14 protein-coding genes are annotated in these 16584 nt (G+C 40.1%); 3 read left to right on the top strand and 11 right to left on the bottom strand.

The genetic code is table 11. The features are described from left to right. Positions 1 to 185: 185 nt before the first annotated feature. A complete protein-coding gene (iolD, locus tag M1F14_RS09515) occupies positions 186 to 2123 on the bottom strand; it encodes a 3D-(3,5/4)-trihydroxycyclohexane-1,2-dione acylhydrolase (decyclizing) (RefSeq protein WP_094301216.1) in 1938 nt (645 codons plus the stop codon). Positions 2124 to 2135: 12 nt separating this feature from the next. Continuing rightward, on the bottom strand, positions 2136 to 3647 hold the full coding sequence (locus tag M1F14_RS09510) for a CoA-acylating methylmalonate-semialdehyde dehydrogenase (protein WP_042845196.1): 1512 nt from the start codon (positions 3645 to 3647) through the stop codon (positions 2136 to 2138). A 394-nt stretch (positions 3648 to 4041) separates the two neighbouring features. Between M1F14_RS09510 and M1F14_RS09505 the strand changes: the two genes are divergently transcribed. Together M1F14_RS09505 and M1F14_RS09500 are read left to right on the top strand one after the other, a co-directional pair. Continuing rightward, a complete protein-coding gene (locus tag M1F14_RS09505) occupies positions 4042 to 4878 on the top strand; it encodes a MurR/RpiR family transcriptional regulator (protein WP_042845197.1) in 837 nt (278 codons plus the stop codon). A 250-nt stretch (positions 4879 to 5128) separates the two neighbouring features. Further along, positions 5129 to 6124: a hypothetical protein gene (locus tag M1F14_RS09500; RefSeq protein ID WP_232370496.1), complete on the top strand. Its 996-nt coding sequence runs from the start codon at positions 5129 to 5131 to the stop codon at positions 6122 to 6124. 142 nt (positions 6125 to 6266) lie between these two features. Here the strand turns inward: M1F14_RS09500 and M1F14_RS09495 are convergent, their stop codons facing one another. Then, complete coding sequence (locus tag M1F14_RS09495; protein WP_042845200.1) at positions 6267 to 6521, bottom strand: helix-turn-helix domain-containing protein; 255 nt, start codon at positions 6519 to 6521, stop codon at positions 6267 to 6269. An 897-nt stretch (positions 6522 to 7418) separates the two neighbouring features. Between M1F14_RS09495 and M1F14_RS09490 the strand changes: the two genes are divergently transcribed. Continuing rightward, positions 7419 to 8303, top strand: coding sequence for a helix-turn-helix domain-containing protein (locus M1F14_RS09490; RefSeq protein WP_042845201.1), 885 nt, complete (start codon positions 7419 to 7421; stop codon positions 8301 to 8303). A 54-nt stretch (positions 8304 to 8357) separates the two neighbouring features. Here the strand turns inward: M1F14_RS09490 and M1F14_RS09485 are convergent, their stop codons facing one another. The 8 genes from M1F14_RS09485 to M1F14_RS09450 form a co-directional block, all read right to left on the bottom strand. Next, positions 8358 to 10385, bottom strand: a complete 2028-nt coding sequence (locus M1F14_RS09485) for a TonB-dependent copper receptor (RefSeq protein WP_042845202.1) — start codon at positions 10383 to 10385, stop codon at positions 8358 to 8360. A 157-nt stretch (positions 10386 to 10542) separates the two neighbouring features. After that, a complete protein-coding gene (locus tag M1F14_RS09480) occupies positions 10543 to 10986 on the bottom strand; it encodes a DUF2946 domain-containing protein (RefSeq protein WP_042845422.1) in 444 nt (147 codons plus the stop codon). 439 nt (positions 10987 to 11425) lie between these two features. Continuing rightward, on the bottom strand, positions 11426 to 12496 hold the full coding sequence (locus M1F14_RS09475) for a cytochrome c-type biogenesis protein CcmH (RefSeq protein WP_042845203.1): 1071 nt from the start codon (positions 12494 to 12496) through the stop codon (positions 11426 to 11428). Then, entirely contained in the window at positions 12493 to 13050 is a 558-nt protein-coding gene (dsbE, locus tag M1F14_RS09470; RefSeq protein WP_042845205.1) for a thiol:disulfide interchange protein DsbE, read from the bottom strand. Before dsbE ends, M1F14_RS09475 begins: the two co-directional genes overlap by 4 nt. Next, a complete protein-coding gene (locus M1F14_RS09465; protein WP_042845207.1) occupies positions 13047 to 14978 on the bottom strand; it encodes a heme lyase CcmF/NrfE family subunit in 1932 nt (643 codons plus the stop codon). The genes dsbE and M1F14_RS09465 overlap by 4 nt, the downstream gene beginning before the upstream one ends. Further along, positions 14975 to 15463: a cytochrome c maturation protein CcmE gene (gene ccmE, locus M1F14_RS09460; protein ID WP_042845209.1), complete on the bottom strand. Its 489-nt coding sequence runs from the start codon at positions 15461 to 15463 to the stop codon at positions 14975 to 14977. The genes M1F14_RS09465 and ccmE overlap by 4 nt, the downstream gene beginning before the upstream one ends. Next, positions 15460 to 15672 (bottom strand): heme exporter protein CcmD, encoded by a 213-nt coding sequence (ccmD, locus tag M1F14_RS09455; protein ID WP_048607973.1) that lies wholly within the window; start codon positions 15670 to 15672, stop codon positions 15460 to 15462. Before ccmD ends, ccmE begins: the two co-directional genes overlap by 4 nt. Beyond that, positions 15669 to 16409 (bottom strand): heme ABC transporter permease, encoded by a 741-nt coding sequence (locus tag M1F14_RS09450; RefSeq protein WP_042845213.1) that lies wholly within the window; start codon positions 16407 to 16409, stop codon positions 15669 to 15671. The genes ccmD and M1F14_RS09450 overlap by 4 nt, the downstream gene beginning before the upstream one ends. Positions 16410 to 16584 lie beyond the last annotated feature (175 nt).

Genomic DNA, 16584 nt, shown 5'->3' with positions numbered 1-16584 from the left:
AAACGCTGGGTTTAAAAATACACATGACGACAACTCATAAACACAATAAGTGAAATCCTTGCGGATATTCACAATAATACCCGACGAAATGAGGCCTACACCATCACTCAAAATAAAACACCTCCTCAATGGCATAACACCATCGAGTTATTTTGATGATACGTAAACCACCAATAACACGTTAATTAATAAAGCCGTACCTTATGTTCAACTTTATGTTTAATTTCCTCAGCCGCCGCAACAATTTCAGGCTTTTTAGCAACTTGAGCTGTTCCTGTACGCCACCACGCTTCATAACCATTAGTCATGGTTTTTGGAAGCACTTTAATATCAATCAATACACAACCTGAATGCGTTTTAGCATCCTCCAAAGCAGAGATCAGCTGAGCTTCATCATGAACTCGATAACTTTTACAACCATAGCTTTCTGCATTTTTAGCGAAATCCACTTTCACTAATGGCCCATCCAGTAGGCCTGTTTGTGGATTGCGTTGGCGATTTTCAGTCCCAAAACTCCCCATGCCTTGGCTCATTTGTAAATTATTGATGCAACCAAAGCCCGCATTATCAAATAATAAAATAGTGATTTTAATATTTTCTTGAATTGCCGTTTGCAACTCACTGTGTAGCATTAAATAGGAGCCATCCCCGACCATGGCATATACTGGTTGTTCTGGAGCCGCAATTTTCGCGCCAACAGCCGCAGCAATTTCATACCCCATACATGAATAACCATATTCTAGATGGTAAGTATCCCGCTGCTTTGGTAGCCAAATACGCTGTAAGTCCCCCGGTAATGACCCCGCTGCCCCCACAATAATCGCGTCACTCTCCATGTGCTGCTGCATCAAACCTAGAACCCGAGTTTGCGCAAGTTCAGTGCCGAGTGTTTTACTGTATTCTTCAAGTTTATCATCAAGGTGGCCTGCAATTTCTGGGATAAAATCCAACGGCCGATACTGAATGCTAAACAACCGGTCTAATTCGTTCTTCCATTGTTGCTTCGCCAGTTGAATTTCATGCCCCCATTGGGCCTGATAGCCTGACCCCTTCATTTTTGCATCAAGAGCTTGCAAAGCTTCTTTTGCATCTGCTACCACTTTTAATGCATCTAACTTACTGGCATCGAATTCAGCAACGTTAATATTTAAAAACCGCACACCTTCCTTACTAAACAATGACTTAGATGCCGTGGTAAAATCAGTAAAACGAGTCCCAACACCAATAACCAAATCAGCTTCTTTTGCAAGTAAGTTTGCCGCAAGCCCACCTGTCGTGCCTATTCCCCCTACATTTAAAGGATGGTTGGCAACAACAGCACTTTTACCCGCTTGAGTTTCACCAAACGGAATACCGTAAGCCTCCGCAAATTGAACGAAATCATTATGTGCTTCTGAATAACGCACACCACCACCACATATCAGAAGCGGCTTTTGCTTACTTTGAATAAGATGAGCGGCTTCCTCTAGACTTACACTTGTTGGCGGCCGGCGTTCAATGCGATGAATTCGCTTTTCAAAGAAGTAATCAGGGTATTCCCATGCTTCCCCTTGAACATCCTGAGGTAAGCAAATGGTAACGGCCCCCGTATCAGCAGGGTCAGTTAATACACGCATTGCATTAATCATCGCTGCCATTAGCTGTTCAGGCCGCGAAATCCGGTCCCAATAACGAGATACAGGGCGGAAACAATCATTCGTGCTGATTGTCCCATCACCATATTGTTCGACTTGCTGCAAAACAGGGTCTGGTTGACGAGTGGCAAAGGTGTCTCCTGGTAGTAATAACAACGGAATACGGTTGGCTGTGGCTGTTGCCGCCGCCGTTACCATATTAGCTGCCCCCGGCCCTACCGAAGAAGTCACTGCAAAAATTTGTTTCCGTTTTTTCTGTTTGGCAAAGCCAGTCGCAATATGCGCCATACCTTGCTCATTACAACCTTGATAAACTCGCAGATGTCCAGGCGCTTCTTCAAGCGCCTGACCCAAACCGACAACGTTACCATGGCCAAAAATCGTAAATATTCCCTGAATAAACGGATACTGCTCACCATCGACATCAACATATTGTTGGTTAAGAAACTTTACCAATGCTTGGGCTGTAGTCATTTTCTGCTTATTCATATGGGTCTCCATTTATTCCATGGTTGGCATTGTGAAACTACTTTCATGATGTTCTAAACGTACGCTAGCAGGCCAACGACTAGTCACTGTTTTCATGCGAGTATAGAAGCGAACACCATCATTTCCATGAACATTGAGAGGCCCAAAAATTGAACGTTTCCAACCACCAAAACTGTGGAAAGCCATTGGTACTGGGATTGGGATATTAATTCCGACCATTCCAGCTTGAACATTTTCTTGGAACTCACGGGCTGTTTCACCATCACGTGTAAAAATTGCGGTTCCATTGCCGTATTCGTGTTGGTTAATTAGTTTCAACCCTGTTTCAAAATCAGGTACTCGTACAACAGCTAATACAGGCCCAAAAATTTCTTCTTTATAAATATCCATTTCAGGAGTCACATTATCAAATAATGTTGGCCCAACAAAATAACCCTTTTCAAAACCCGTTACTTTGAAATCACGACCATCAACCAATAATGTCGCCCCTTGTTTTTCACCACTCGCAATATAGTCGCAGATTTTCGCTTTATGCTGTGCTGAGATTACTGGCCCCATATCATTTTCTTTGCCATCTGTAATACCGGGTCCCACGGTCATTTTGGCTATCTGAGCTTTCAAATTAGCAATTAATGTATCTGCCGTTTCATCCCCTACGGCTAATACAACAGAAAGTGCCATACAACGCTCACCCGCAGCCCCAAATGCAGCGCCCATTATTGCATTCGTAGCCTGCCCCATATCCGCATCAGGCATTAAAATACAATGGTTTTTTGCTCCACCTAACGCTTGGCAACGCTTACCATGCTGAGACGCTGTGGTATAAATATATTCGGCAATCGGAGTTGAACCAACAAAGCTTACCGCTTGAACTTCTGGTGCAGTTAGCAGCGTATCAACAGATTCTTTATCCCCTTGAACGACGTTAAATACACCGTCAGGTAAACCAGCTTGCTTTAACAATTTAGCCAATTCAAGAGCCAAAGACGGGTCTTTCTCAGATGGTTTTAAAACAAAAGTATTACCGGTAGCAATTGCCACTGGGAACATCCACATCGGTACCATAGCAGGGAAGTTAAACGGGGTAATACCAGCACAAACACCTAGTGGTTGCATTAATGAATGACTGTCCACACCTGTGGCGACATTGGCCGAGTGTTCACCTTTTTGTAAGTGAGGAATGCCACAAGCAAATTCAACAACCTCTAGGCCTCGTGTAATCTCACCCACCGCATCAGAAAACACTTTACCGTGTTCTTTAGAAATAAGGCGCGCTAAATCATCCATGTTATCTTCAAGTAACGCTTTAAATTTAAATAAGATTCGAGAGCGCTTTAATGGCGAAAGTTTCGACCATTTTGGAAATGCTTTATGAGCAATCGCTATGGCGTGTTTCGTTTCATCAGCACTGCTTAATACCACCTGTGCAATTTGCTCGCCCGTTGCTGGGTTGAATACAGGTGCAAATCGACCGCTTTTGCTCAAAACTATTTCACCACCGATGAAATTATTAATCTGTTCCATGTTGCCTCTCTTTAACTGACAGGATTACGTTGTTACCCAATGTATATGAAATATTTGTTTCATTTGCAATGAAATTTGAAATAACATTCAATTTATGTGATCTAGACAAAGTTTTTATGAAATTTCTAATTCAAGATAGAAAATGCCATTTTAAAAAGTCTCCTAATCACTTATTTAATTAGGTATACACGTCTATTGCAGTGCAGACAGAAGCACTTACCAACTAGGCACAATAAGAAAAGCAATCAATGTAACTCATTCAATTTGCTAACCGAAATTCAAATTATTTTAGATATATAAAGATAGAGAATGTAGAAATATGAACTAACCGTTTCAAAATAATTCGACTAACCGTGCAAAACAACTACAATTAGAGCCAAATCATGGAGGTTATATGTCAAGTGCATCAAATTTAAATGAGTTTCAAGAGCAAGTTCGCTCTCGTTATGATGAGCTAAGTAAACGCTTGCAACAGGTGGCTAGGTACGTACTCGATAATACAAATAGTGTCGCATTTGATACCGTTGCCGTTATTGCAAAAGAAGCCAATGTTCCACCATCAACATTAATTCGTTTTGCAAATGCGTTTAATTTCAGTGGCTTTAATGAAATGAAACAATTGTTTCGTATGAACCTTGTTGAAGAAACAGCAAGCTACACTGATAGAGCAAGGCTATTTCGCGAAATGGATAGTGCTCAAGAATTGAGTGATGACCCCGCTCAAATTTTAAAAGAATTTGCTCACTCCAATGCACAAGCCTTGCAGCAAATGGCAGCTAGGACCTCTGCCGAAGATTTAGAAAAAGCAGTTTCATTATTAGCTAATGCACAAAATGTCTACATAATTGGCTTGCGTCGCTCATTTAGTGTCGCGACCTACCTCAGTTATGCATTAAGCCATTTGGAGTGCCGCCCTGTTCTGATAGATGGTCTTGGGGGAATGTTTAAAGAACAGATCAGTAAAATTAGTGAAAACGATGTGGTTATTTCAATTAGTTTCACCCCCTATGCATCAGAAACAGTAATGGTTAGTGAAAAAGCAGCACAGTCTGGTGCTAAACAAATCGTAATTACTGACAGCCAGATTAGCCCACTCGCCAGTTTTAGTGACGTTTGCTTTGTGATTAAAGAAGCGCAAGTGGATGCATTTCGTTCCCAGTCAGCAACGTTATGTTTAGCTCAATCATTGACAGTCGCCTTAGCCTACCGTCAAGGAAGTAAGTTAGTTTAACGCTACTTTGGCTCGAAAACTAAATACCTCCATTAGTTTAGAGCCCCTATTTGGCCGTTTCCATTACTAAATTGATTTCTCTTTGCTACATACCGCCGCTCAAGTGGGTTTACATAAATGATTTCTTTAATTTGTGAGTTTCATCAGAAAATACAAATTTCGACAACACATTAATATGAAATTATTATTTCATCCTGTTATGTTGGGAGCACATGAATTTCTGATTTAAAACCGATAATAAGGAACGACCATGTTAAATACACACTTTCTTTATTTACTGGGCCATCTTCGATTGCTTGAAGAGCAGCACTCTGTCACTTCTCTTCATCGCTCAGGGATTGGTTTAATCGGAACGTCCATTCATAATCAACCTTATATTCATGCAGTAAAATGCAGTGCTCATCATAGTGAGTTGGTATCTGTTTGTGATATCGCTCCCCCACTTCCCTCTATGTCTTATTTTATGTATCAAAAACAACAAATAGAGGCACTGGTCAATAACGATGACGTTGATTGCATCATCATGACAGCAGTCTGTAGTGATGAGCTATTGAAATTTACAATCAATGCCGCAATTGCAGCAGGAAAAGATATCTTACTCAATAATATCCCAAGCTTTAATGAAAAAGAGCTTGAAGAATTATTCATAAAAGCAATACGAAACGATGTTTTAATTGACTACAGTCAAGCACTCACTTTTGAGGACTCATTTAATCAAATAAAGCATGTCTTGCACACTCAAAACAAATTAGAAACAGGGTTATTACGCTTATCCGCTCACCGGGTCATTGAGCCAGAAAATAGGTTACCATTCAATATACTAAGAGGTACGATTACACAAAAAATTGAACTGTTATTAACCTTACTCCCTGATTTTTCATTTTCTACAGCGTCAATTCAGTTTTCACACCCTTTCGCAAAAATGGAAGATGGGGATGTGCTAATAATCAATTTGCGTCATAAAGGGGGGTTGTTAATTTCATTTGAGCTATTTTTTAATACGGGGAATATTTCAGACAAATTATCTCTAAAACAGTGCAATCAAAGTTATGAGGTTGAAAATAAAGTACTATTTAACCCACCAAGACAACAACTTAATGAAAAAAATACTATTTTTAAACAAATAGACCAATTCATTCTAAAACTGCACGGCGGTACTAAACTTACACAACCAGCTCATTGGGCACGTACTAATGAACTTACCAATGAAATATTAAAACAATTATACGATGAGGGGTTTATTTAAGTACGATAATGACAAATTAAGAGATACAGCAGCTCTGTTAACCTATTTTTTAACTTACAGAGTTAAGTTTTCCAACATTATCGTGTGGATACGTTTAACCAATTGATCATTAAGTTTTTTATTCAGCCAATACTAAACAATGTTAGTGTAGAGTACTGCGCATCCCGCTGTTAACATTCACTACGCCATATAAGAAAGAGGCTGGCTCAATATTGAATAAGTAGGCAAACTGAAATAATGAATCTACATCAATACAACTTTCACCGTTTTCGAAACGTCTCATTTCATCTTCAGTTACCCCAATTAAATTCGCAGTTTGTTTAACGGTCATTTTATGACTTTCTCGTTGATTACGAATTTTTATCCCCAACATCTTAGCGATACTGTCTTTACTCATAATACCCCCCTGGGTTACATACGTATAAGCTATCTAATTAAGCGACGCGTAAATTAACACCACTTTTCAATTTATAAATTGACTTAAAATAACTAAATTCCGATTAAACCAATCATTAAAAGACTATTTCTATCGAAGGAAAACACAATAAAAACATAACATTATGATATTATTATTTTTTATTATTTCATTGTTGCAGATAAGATTCGATTGGTACTACATTACCCCCCCAATGAAGAATGGGTTAATTTACTCACCTATCCCTAATCGTGAACAATGTATCTATCAGATTACAATAATATTTTAGCTTATTTTTTAAATTTGATGAAATAAACTCTATACATTTAATGTTATTTACTTATGGAAATCGTGACAATTTGTAGTTAAGCGTATCAATAAGTTTCCATACGGCTATTGTATAAAAAAAATAATATTTGTGGTTATAAAAAATAGCCCTATTTTTTATAACTAATCATCGTTTCAGCAACCCATTAAAGATAAACGGCTTATATTTTCATTATAAATCACAACAATCCAAGCTGGATCTGTTTTTTATATCAATCCATTTACAATCATCTCAAAAGGATTATCGGCATTTAGCAATAATAATATTAACTGTTCTTTATCTATTTCTATAGTTGTACGTTTATTTACTTTAAACTTAAATAGTTATTAATACATATTTAATGTTAAATTAACAACAAATAATTGTATTTCAATCGGTAACAACAATACTTTTAGAAGAAAAACTTACTTAACTTCACATCTTTTTAATCAAACTGTCTGTAGACATGGTATTCTATTGCGAGCATCCATGAATTCTTATCTAGTATCATTGTCAGTATTAAGCATTATTTACTTTATTGATCTAGGTAATAGCAACTTGAAAGGATAATCATGCTACAAGAAAGCGTTATCAGGGAAATTATTCTCTGGATAGAACAAAATTTAGAATCTCGCCTATCCCTAGATACTGTTGCCGATAAATCAGGATACACTAAATGGCATTTTCAGCGCCTATTTAAAAACCAAACTGGCTTGGCACTTGGCTCGTATATCCGAGCAAGGCGCCTTTCCTGTTCAGCGGTAGCATTACGATTAACTAACGACAGCATTATGGATATCTCACTGAGATACCGATTTGATTCGCAACAAACATTTTGTCGCGCTTTCAAAAAGCAATTTAACCTTACCCCTTCTGAATATAGAAAACGCAAAGGTTGGAAGGTCGATGGGTTCTGTCTGCCACTTCGTGAAAATAAAGAACTTCAATTCCAAGTCAGACTTACTCAATTGCCCGCAATAAATTTACTTGGTATTAAGCATCGATATACCAAAGATATAAATGGTTGGAACCTTAAAACCGATGAATTACGCAGACAATATTGGAAAAAATTTCTTGATAAAAACCAATATGTGACGCAGCACCTATATGCTATTCATGGTGTAGACTTGAGCTCTAATGAAGAAGGGACTTTCTTATATATTACTGCATTAGATGAAAAAGATGTTGATATCACCCCACCACAAGCAACAAACTTTCAACTACCGAGTGGAAATTATTTGGAAATTAAATTAGATGGTAGTCTGCAGGGGATTGATTACAACGATATTATCTATACTGCTTATGGTAAAGTTCTAGCTGAAATGGATATTGTCCGTGGAACTGGTTCGGATATAGAAATGTATGTTTTAAACTCCAAACCTACTTACGAAGCATTTATAAATAACCCCCATCACTACATCCAAGAATTGAATTATTATATTCCAGTGCTTGTTTAACTACTCACAAACAACCCGCATTACTCTGCGGGTTGTTTGCAAATTTAATTGAAATTAAAAGGTCACATTAACTTTTGCCCAAAAAGTTCTTCCTGGCTCATTAACAGGCTGGTTTGATGAATAACCAAATCCACTGTTACCCGCTAAATTCAAATGCTCGCTATATGTTTTATCAAATAGATTATCAACCCCTGCACTTAATTTCATATTTTGATTGACAACATACGCTGTATTTAATGAGAAAATAGTGAAACCCGCACTCTGACTAAAATCTTTTCCAACAACATTACCATCATTAATCGCAACACGGTTTTGACGACTCACAACACGTAATAGACCAGTTGTTGTCCAATCCCCTTTTTCCCATGACAACCCTAAACGCCCTTCTAATGGGGGCATTTGTGGCAATGCTTTACCATCTGTACGGTTTTCTCCCCATGAATAAGCGAGACTCGCATCTGCTTTCCATTCATCATTCAGTTTTTGGGCAATACCGAGCTCCCCGCCCATAATAAGCGCATTTACATTTTCTATCTGGCTCATGCGTGGGTTTGTTGGGCTATAACGAAACAAAATAAAATCATCCACATGACCAATATATGCAGAAACCCATGCATTTGTATTTTCATGTGCATATTTAGCTCCAATATCTAACTGGGTTGTTTTTTCAGTTTTCACCTTATCAAATACATTATTGGTACCATCCGGTCCCAGTTTAGGTGAAAATAACTCCCAATAATCTGGGAAACGCTCGGTATATCCTACACCGGCATACAGCATAACAGGGGTATCAGATAACGAATGTTCATAACGAGCAAAGCCTGCTGGCATTACTGTATTACGCCCAGAAGCCCCTATACCTGTATTATTATCAACGATCACACGATCTAACCGTGCTCCACTGACCATTTTGCCTTGTGTGGTTGCATGCCAAGTCAACTCACTAAATACCCCATAGTCTTGGAATTGAGCATCCTTTTTCCAACTATTATTCTGATTTTTTCGGTGCTTATTTGTTTGCATATCCGCACCGCTACGTAGCTCATAGTCAGTCCATAACCATGTACCCATAACACGCCCACCCATGGTTTCACGGTCAACTCGCATTTTCATTGGCATATTCATCATGCCATGACCGCCATGTCCCATATGCCCCATTCCCCCACCTGAAGGTGAACGCAAAGAGTAATTATCCATAATATGATCAGCGTAATTGTAATAAACATTCGCTTCAACCTTATCAAGAACATCACCAATATTGCTCTTTTCAAAGCGCAAACCTAAACTTTCCCGTTTAAATTGAGAACCATCCATCCCTCTTCCAGCATAACGGGCCTCCCCGTCACCTTTCCCTGCGGTTAATTCTAATAAAGTATACTCATCTGGCGTCCAACCCACTGCGACATCAGCATTCCATTTATCCCATTTAGAGGGCACTTTATGCCCATTACCATCTTTATAATCATTAGAACGGGATTTATTACCAATGACTCGAATGTAACCTACTTCATTACCTAAACTGATATCTGCATTACCATCCCAGCGGTTATTTGATGCAGTTAATGCACTTGCATTCCCTTTTATACCAGCTTCAGTAAACAAAGGTTTTTCTCGTTCAAAACGGATCGTGCCAGCAGAATTCCCTGGTCCCCATAAAACGGTTTGTGGACCTTTAATCATATTAAGAACATCGAAGTTTTCTGGCGAAATATAGGATGTTGGAGCATCCATACGGGAAGGACAGGCGCCTAACATTTCACTATCGTTAGTTAAAATACGTAAACGCGAGCCAAACATCCCGCGAAAAACAGGGTCGCCATTTGTCCCACCATTACGAATTTGCGAAAAACCAGGGATAGTTTTTAGGTAATCTGAACCATCACTTGCGGGAACTGGCTGCCTTGGGGTTTTAGGCGATGTAGTGATAGTTAATGGAGAATCAACAGGTGCAGTAACAATCATCACTGAGCTATCTGTAATGAGACTCTGATTAGCCTCATTTTTAGCTGCTGTAGATTCGCTAATAACCGCACTAACCACCAACGCTGCAACGGGGGCAATTTTAAAAAATTGAGTATTCATTTGCTACCTATGTATCGATATCAACACTAATATTTCTGCTATTCACCTTTGTGTCTAAAAATTTGCAACAGGAATACCAATCCTGAAAATAGTAAAAATCCAAGATGATGAAAAACCTTCTGTGCAAAAAAACACAAAATAACAGTCTGAAAAATAATTAATTTTTAGATAAGCATAGGAATTGAGGAGGGGCTCTAGCTAAATGTAATGACCATGGCCTATACAGCCAAAATTGAATACAACGCTCAAAGGGGATAAAAATTGCCAGGGTTGCCAGTTGACGGATTACCGCAGCAACAAACAGAATTAGAAATGGGAAATGAATCAATAACTGGCAGTAACCACAGGCTATGTCTTCCATAGGCGACTGACCAACCCCTGTCATTAACATATGATTCATGGGTACCGATAGCTCACAATTTTCAGGCATTACTTCCCCCTGATGCTTATGCATCAAAGGCGCAGCCGTCTCACTATGTGCTTCTGTGCAAGCGGTTGCATGTTCCATTGATTTTGAAACCAAAGGAGCAATAAACAGCATTGCGACAGCAAGTAAAGCAAGATAAGCAGCTAACTGTCTGATAAAAGGACGCAGGTGCAACGTTTTTCCGTTATTTTCAATACCCATTTTTATAGGGCGAAAGTGTATCTTATTTGGATGCCTAATGTTATTGATTTTCACCATTAATGTTAAATCGCACGACAATTTTGTACTATTTGTACAGTGAAAGGAGGCTTTTCGCTTTTATACAACTGTTTGTTTTAGGATTTACCTATCCTATTGGCATCATTTGTTGGATGAATATTATTTGAAAGCGGTAAATGAAAACTAGCAGATAGAAAAGACATGATTGCAATCATAAAATAATAAGTAAAAATATAAATAAGTTACCTTTAATATAATTAAAAGCTAAAACCATATTAAAATAATGATTATTAGCTTTCTTTAATAAGCAACTGAAATTAGAAAAAACTGAAGTGAACGATAAGAAATGAATGTTATACAGACTTTCGCCTGTATAACATTATCAAGAAGGATATTACTTACCTGTCGGCGTCCCTTTCTTTTCATGTACCATCATCAAAGCCTGCTCAACACTGCGCTCGATAATCGGCCGACGCTGATCATTTTCAGGTAATAATTTTAACATCATTTGCCAAGCTGAAATTGCCTCTGCATAGCGCTCTTGTTCAAATGCATTGAAAGCAAAAATGCTCAGCGCTTTCACATTCGTGCGATCTTTAGCAATTAATTTTTTGAGCAATTCAGCACCTTGGCGGTTATCTTCAGGGTCAGACGAGCGAGTAAGAACCTCGGCATACCCTATAATGACGTTTTCATCTTTAGGCGCAAGACGATAAGCTCTGCCATAAGCATCTGTCGCCATGGTCGCATTATTGAGTACCATGCCAATTCGCCCTAACATCACCCATGCCTCGATATTTTGAGGGTCTTCTTGTAAACGTGTCCGTAAGCCTAAAGCTAAGTGTTCCATTTCCGCATTGTTCAACGGGGGTTCAGAAGGGTCTAATGCTCTATCTAGTAAAGCTGGGGCTTGTTGGTAAGCATTATTCCAATCCGTGACTTTAGCGTAACTACCCACTTGATAATAGGCGCCGCCAGCTACACCTAAAGCAATCACTAACCCTGGAAGGTAAACCCAATTACTGGCACGGGAGGCTTCTGGTAATACGCCATCATTACCCTGTTCCACCTGCTTGATGCGCACCCGTTTTCTCGAACGGGCAAAAATAATCCATCCCCCCAAAGCGATGGCGGCAAAAGGTAAGCCCCATAACATCATGGTGAGTGGCGTTAATGGCGGGTTATAAGTCACAAAATAACCATAGCGGGCAACCATGTAATCAACAATCTCGTCCCGGCTTTTACCTTCTTTCATCAACTCATACACTTTTTGACGTAAGTCCAGCGCAATCATTGAGTTAGAGTCCGCAATACTGTTATTTTGGCACTTTGGACACCGTAATTCTTCCGTTAACTTGCGAAATTGTTGTTCCTGCTGTTCGCTATCAAAAGTAAACACTTCAGTAGCCGCATATGTGACTGTTGAGCTGAGTACTAACATGAATAAACCGAGTAAATACCTCATTGGTTCGCCTCCTGATTATAGCGTTCCCAAAGGGGTTTAAACTCTTTTTCCCAAACACGTTCGTCCATTGCCCCTGCATGGCGATAGCGGATCACACCATTGCCATCGATTAAAAAGGTTTCTGGTGCGCCATAGACACCGAGATCAAGGCCCAACATCCCCTCCCCATCAAATAAACTCAGTGCATAAGGGTTACCAAGCTCTCGCAGCCACACAATCGCTTTATCACGCTTATCTTTATAGTTTAGCCCCACAACCCGTACACCTTGTGCAGACAGTTTATTGAGATACTGATGTTCTGCACGACAAGTCGGGCACCATGTCGCCCATACATTAAGTAAAATCGGTTGCCCCTGTGTTAATACATCAGATTCATAATGTTTCCCGGGGTTTTCTAATGATTCGAGCCTAAATACAGGAACAGGTTTACCAATTAGAGCAGATTCAAGTAAACGAGGATCATCCCCCTCCGCATTACGCATTAGCTGCCATAATAAGACGGCGGCTATCCCTGCAAAGATAATAAAAGGGATTAAAAAGACTTTGCGATTCATGCCGTTTCCCTCTGTAATTTACGACGACGGTAGCGTGGGTCAAACATGCAAAACAACGCACCAACTGCCATCAATACACCACCTGACCAAATCCAGCGTACAAAGGGTTTATAATACAAGCGCATGCTCCATGTACTTTTTGATATTTCTTCCCCCAAAGCTGCGTATAAATCACGGGTAAAACCACCATCAATAGCCGCTTCTGTCATTACAGCACGACTAACGTTATAAAAACGTTTTTCAGGCATCAAAATACTAACCACTTTGCCTTTTTCTGTTACAGAGATGCTACCTATAACGCCTTGATAATTAGGACCATCGGCTTCTCTGACGCCATTAAACGTAAAGGTGTAAGCCCGAATATTAATGCTATCCCCTGGCTTCATTTTGACATCGCGCTCAACACTGTAGTTTTGGCTGAAGGCTATCCCAACTATCGTGACGGCTAAGCCTAAATGCGCCAAAACCATGCCCCAATAACTCGGCGTTAGTTTGATTTTTTTGCTTATACGAACTTTCATTTCAGCAAAAGCTAAAATTGCAATCCAGCACGCCATCATCAAGCCAACAACGGTTAACGCCTCAATACGATCTTCCATTAATAGCGGTAAAACAAATGACAACACTAATGTCATTATCGTTGCAATAATAAGCATTTTTTTGATAGCAGCAGGGCGATCTCGCCCCCAGCGTACTAACGGCCCAATCCCCAATAGCAAGGCAAACGGCACCATCAAGGCGATAAACATAGTATTAAAGAACGGCTCACCAATCGAAATCGTCCCCAAACCAATTTGTTTATGCACTAAAGGTAATAATGTCCCTAATAAAACAACCAACATTGCTGCCGTTAAAATAACGTTATTCCCTAATAGCATGGACTCACGTGACCACAATGCGTTGTTGACCCTTGAACGAACCTTATGCCCCCTTAATGCGAACACTAATAAAGAGCCACCGACCACCAGTACCATGAAGGCAAGGATAAATAGTCCTCGGGATGGGTCTGAGGCAAAGGCGTGTACAGAAACTAGAACCCCAGAACGCACTAAAAATGTGCCAAGCAAGCACAAGGAAAAAGCAAAAATCGACAATAATAATGACCATGCTTTAAATGTAGCTCGCTGCTCAGTGACAGATAATGAGTGGATCAGAGCTGTCCCCACTAGCCATGGCATGAATGAGGCATTCTCAACTGGGTCCCAGAACCACCAGCCGCCCCAACCTAATTCATAGTAGGCCCAAGCCGAACCTAGCATAATGCCAAGGGTTAAAAAGAACCATGCCGCCATCGTCCATGGGCGTGCAAAGCGAGTGAAAGAGCTATCTAAACGCCCGCTAAGCAATGCCGCAATGGCAAAGGCAAATGCCACAGAGAAACCAACATACCCCATATACAACAATGGAGGGTGAAAAATTAGCCCAGGGTCTTGTAATAACGGGTTGAGGTCTCGCCCTTCAATCGGGAAAGCCGGCAACGTACGTGAAAATGGGTTTGAGGTGAAGATAATAAATAACAAAAAGCCAACACTGACCATCCCCATTACCGCGAGTACTCTAGCCACAATATCAAGTGGCATACGATAACTTCCTATTGCTACGGCAAAAGTCCAACCGCTCATCAACAATACCCATAGCAATAAAGAACCTTCATGAGCCCCCCATGTTGCGGCTATGCGGTACCAAATGGGTAGTTGTGTGTTGGAATTATTAGCAACATAAGTCACAGAGAAGTCGTTAACAATAAAGGCATTGACTAATACTAAAAATGCCCCTGTGACACATAAGAAAAGTAACCATGCTAATGGACGAGATGATGACATTAAGCGTGCGTCATTACGTGCCACTCCCCATAAAGGGTAAAACGACAGTAAAACCGCAATACCTAATGCTAAGCAAAGCAGAATGCTACCAATTTCAGGGATCATGATGCATTGTCCTTATAGGCAGCTGCTGGCCTGCGGTGATTTTCTTGCATCGCTTTTTCAACTTCTGGTGGAGTGTAGTTTTCATCGTGTTTCGCCAAGACTTCTTTGGCTAAAACATGGTTGTTCGCTTGTAATTCGCCTTGAACAACAACCCCCTGCCCTTCTTTAAATAAATCGGGCAAAATACCGTCATAGCTCACATCTACCTCACCTTCAGCATCATAAACCGTAAAGGTGATTTTTAATGAGTTTGGGTTTGAGTCATCGCGTACAACACTGCCTGGCATTACCATTCCACCCACACGTAAACGCTGCCCAACCTCTGGAATTTGATGGGTTTCCCGTTTACCATAAATAATTTCACCGGGTGTATAGAAGAGGTCAATACTGGAGCGTAGCGCATATAGGATCAACGCCAATGTTAAACCGACACCGACAAGTATGGAACAAATTAACCAAAGCCGGTTACGACGACGAATATTCACATCCCCTCCCTACGCGCTCTTGCCGCTTTTTGCCTTACTTCACGAGCTTGCTGTTTAAGAATTGCGTTTATAATCATTTTTCTTTGAAAAAATGTATGCAAACAGAGTAACAGAATCGGTATTAAGGTTAGCGCAACAGCCAGCCATACATAAAAACCATAGCCCCCCATCGCAAAAAAATCACTCCAAGATGCAAATGCGGATGTCATGACTTGCGGCCTCCCTTATTAACTATGTCTAATACCCATGGGCGATTGCGTTCTAGAATCAATAATTGATTACGTAAACGAATTAATGTCAAAGAAATAAATAAAAATAAGTAACCCAAGATAGCTAAACGGAGTGGTGTGCGCATTGCAGGGTTAATACTTTCTTGCATACGAGTAGAAGGCTGATGCAGCGTTTGCCACCATTCAACAGAGTAATGAATGATAGGTAAATTTATCACCCCGATTAACACTAAAATAGCCGCTGCTTTGCCCGCCATACGACGATCATCAAACGCATGCCATAAAGCAATAATCCCCACATATAGAAAAAGTAAAATCAGCTCTGAGGTTAAACGTGCATCCCATACCCACCACGCGCCCCACATTGGTTTACCCCATGTTGCACCTGTCACTAATGCAATAAACGTAAACACTGCTCCTATGGGAGCCATTGCTGCTATGGCCAATTCCGACACTTTCATTTGCCAAACTAAACCCACAAAGGCCGTGATCGCCATGGCTGCGTAAATCCCCATTGACCACATTGCAGCTGGAACATGGATATACATAATGCGATAACTTTCACTTTGAACTTTATCTGTTGGTGCGAAACCAAAACCCCAAATCCAACCGACAGCTAAACAGACTACACTCAATATAATAAACCACGGTACTAGACGGCCGCATAACCGGTAAAGGTTGACTGGAATGGCAAGTTGATGAAGCTTTTTCCACATAGTTTAGTTACCTTGATTTTTTATATTGTTAGTAAATTCTGCATAACAGCACATCATACAATACACGTTAAAAAAGCAAATATATTGATTTAACACAAATATAACTTAGGCTGATCATACTCAGATGTATAACCAGCCTATTTGTTAACCATTGTTTACAAATCATAGTTATAAG

It is taken from the genome of Providencia sp. PROV003, from assembly GCF_045040775.1.
Lineage (GTDB): Bacteria > Pseudomonadota > Gammaproteobacteria > Enterobacterales > Enterobacteriaceae > Providencia > Providencia huashanensis.
Note: the sequence above shows the minus strand (reverse complement) of the source record. Positions and strands in the feature narration are given on the sequence as shown.

Excerpts from the sequence above, each read along its gene's own strand:
- iolD (WP_094301216.1), bottom strand. The coding sequence starts at position 2,123 with ATGAATAAGCAGAAAATGACTACAGCCCAAGCATTGGTAAAGTTTCTT.
- M1F14_RS09510 (WP_042845196.1), bottom strand. The coding sequence starts at position 3,647 with ATGGAACAGATTAATAATTTCATCGGTGGTGAAATAGTTTTGAGCAAA.
- M1F14_RS09505 (WP_042845197.1), top strand. The coding sequence starts at position 4,042 with ATGTCAAGTGCATCAAATTTAAATGAGTTTCAAGAGCAAGTTCGCTCT.
- M1F14_RS09500 (WP_232370496.1), top strand. The coding sequence starts at position 5,129 with ATGTTAAATACACACTTTCTTTATTTACTGGGCCATCTTCGATTGCTT.
- M1F14_RS09495 (WP_042845200.1), bottom strand. The coding sequence starts at position 6,521 with ATGAGTAAAGACAGTATCGCTAAGATGTTGGGGATAAAAATTCGTAAT.
- M1F14_RS09490 (WP_042845201.1), top strand. The coding sequence starts at position 7,419 with ATGCTACAAGAAAGCGTTATCAGGGAAATTATTCTCTGGATAGAACAA.
- M1F14_RS09485 (WP_042845202.1), bottom strand. The coding sequence starts at position 10,385 with ATGAATACTCAATTTTTTAAAATTGCCCCCGTTGCAGCGTTGGTGGTT.
- M1F14_RS09475 (WP_042845203.1), bottom strand. The coding sequence starts at position 12,496 with ATGAGGTATTTACTCGGTTTATTCATGTTAGTACTCAGCTCAACAGTC.
- dsbE (WP_042845205.1), bottom strand. The coding sequence starts at position 13,050 with ATGAATCGCAAAGTCTTTTTAATCCCTTTTATTATCTTTGCAGGGATA.
- M1F14_RS09465 (WP_042845207.1), bottom strand. The coding sequence starts at position 14,978 with ATGATCCCTGAAATTGGTAGCATTCTGCTTTGCTTAGCATTAGGTATT.
- ccmD (WP_048607973.1), bottom strand. The coding sequence starts at position 15,672 with ATGACATCCGCATTTGCATCTTGGAGTGATTTTTTTGCGATGGGGGGC.
- M1F14_RS09450 (WP_042845213.1), bottom strand. The coding sequence starts at position 16,409 with ATGTGGAAAAAGCTTCATCAACTTGCCATTCCAGTCAACCTTTACCGG.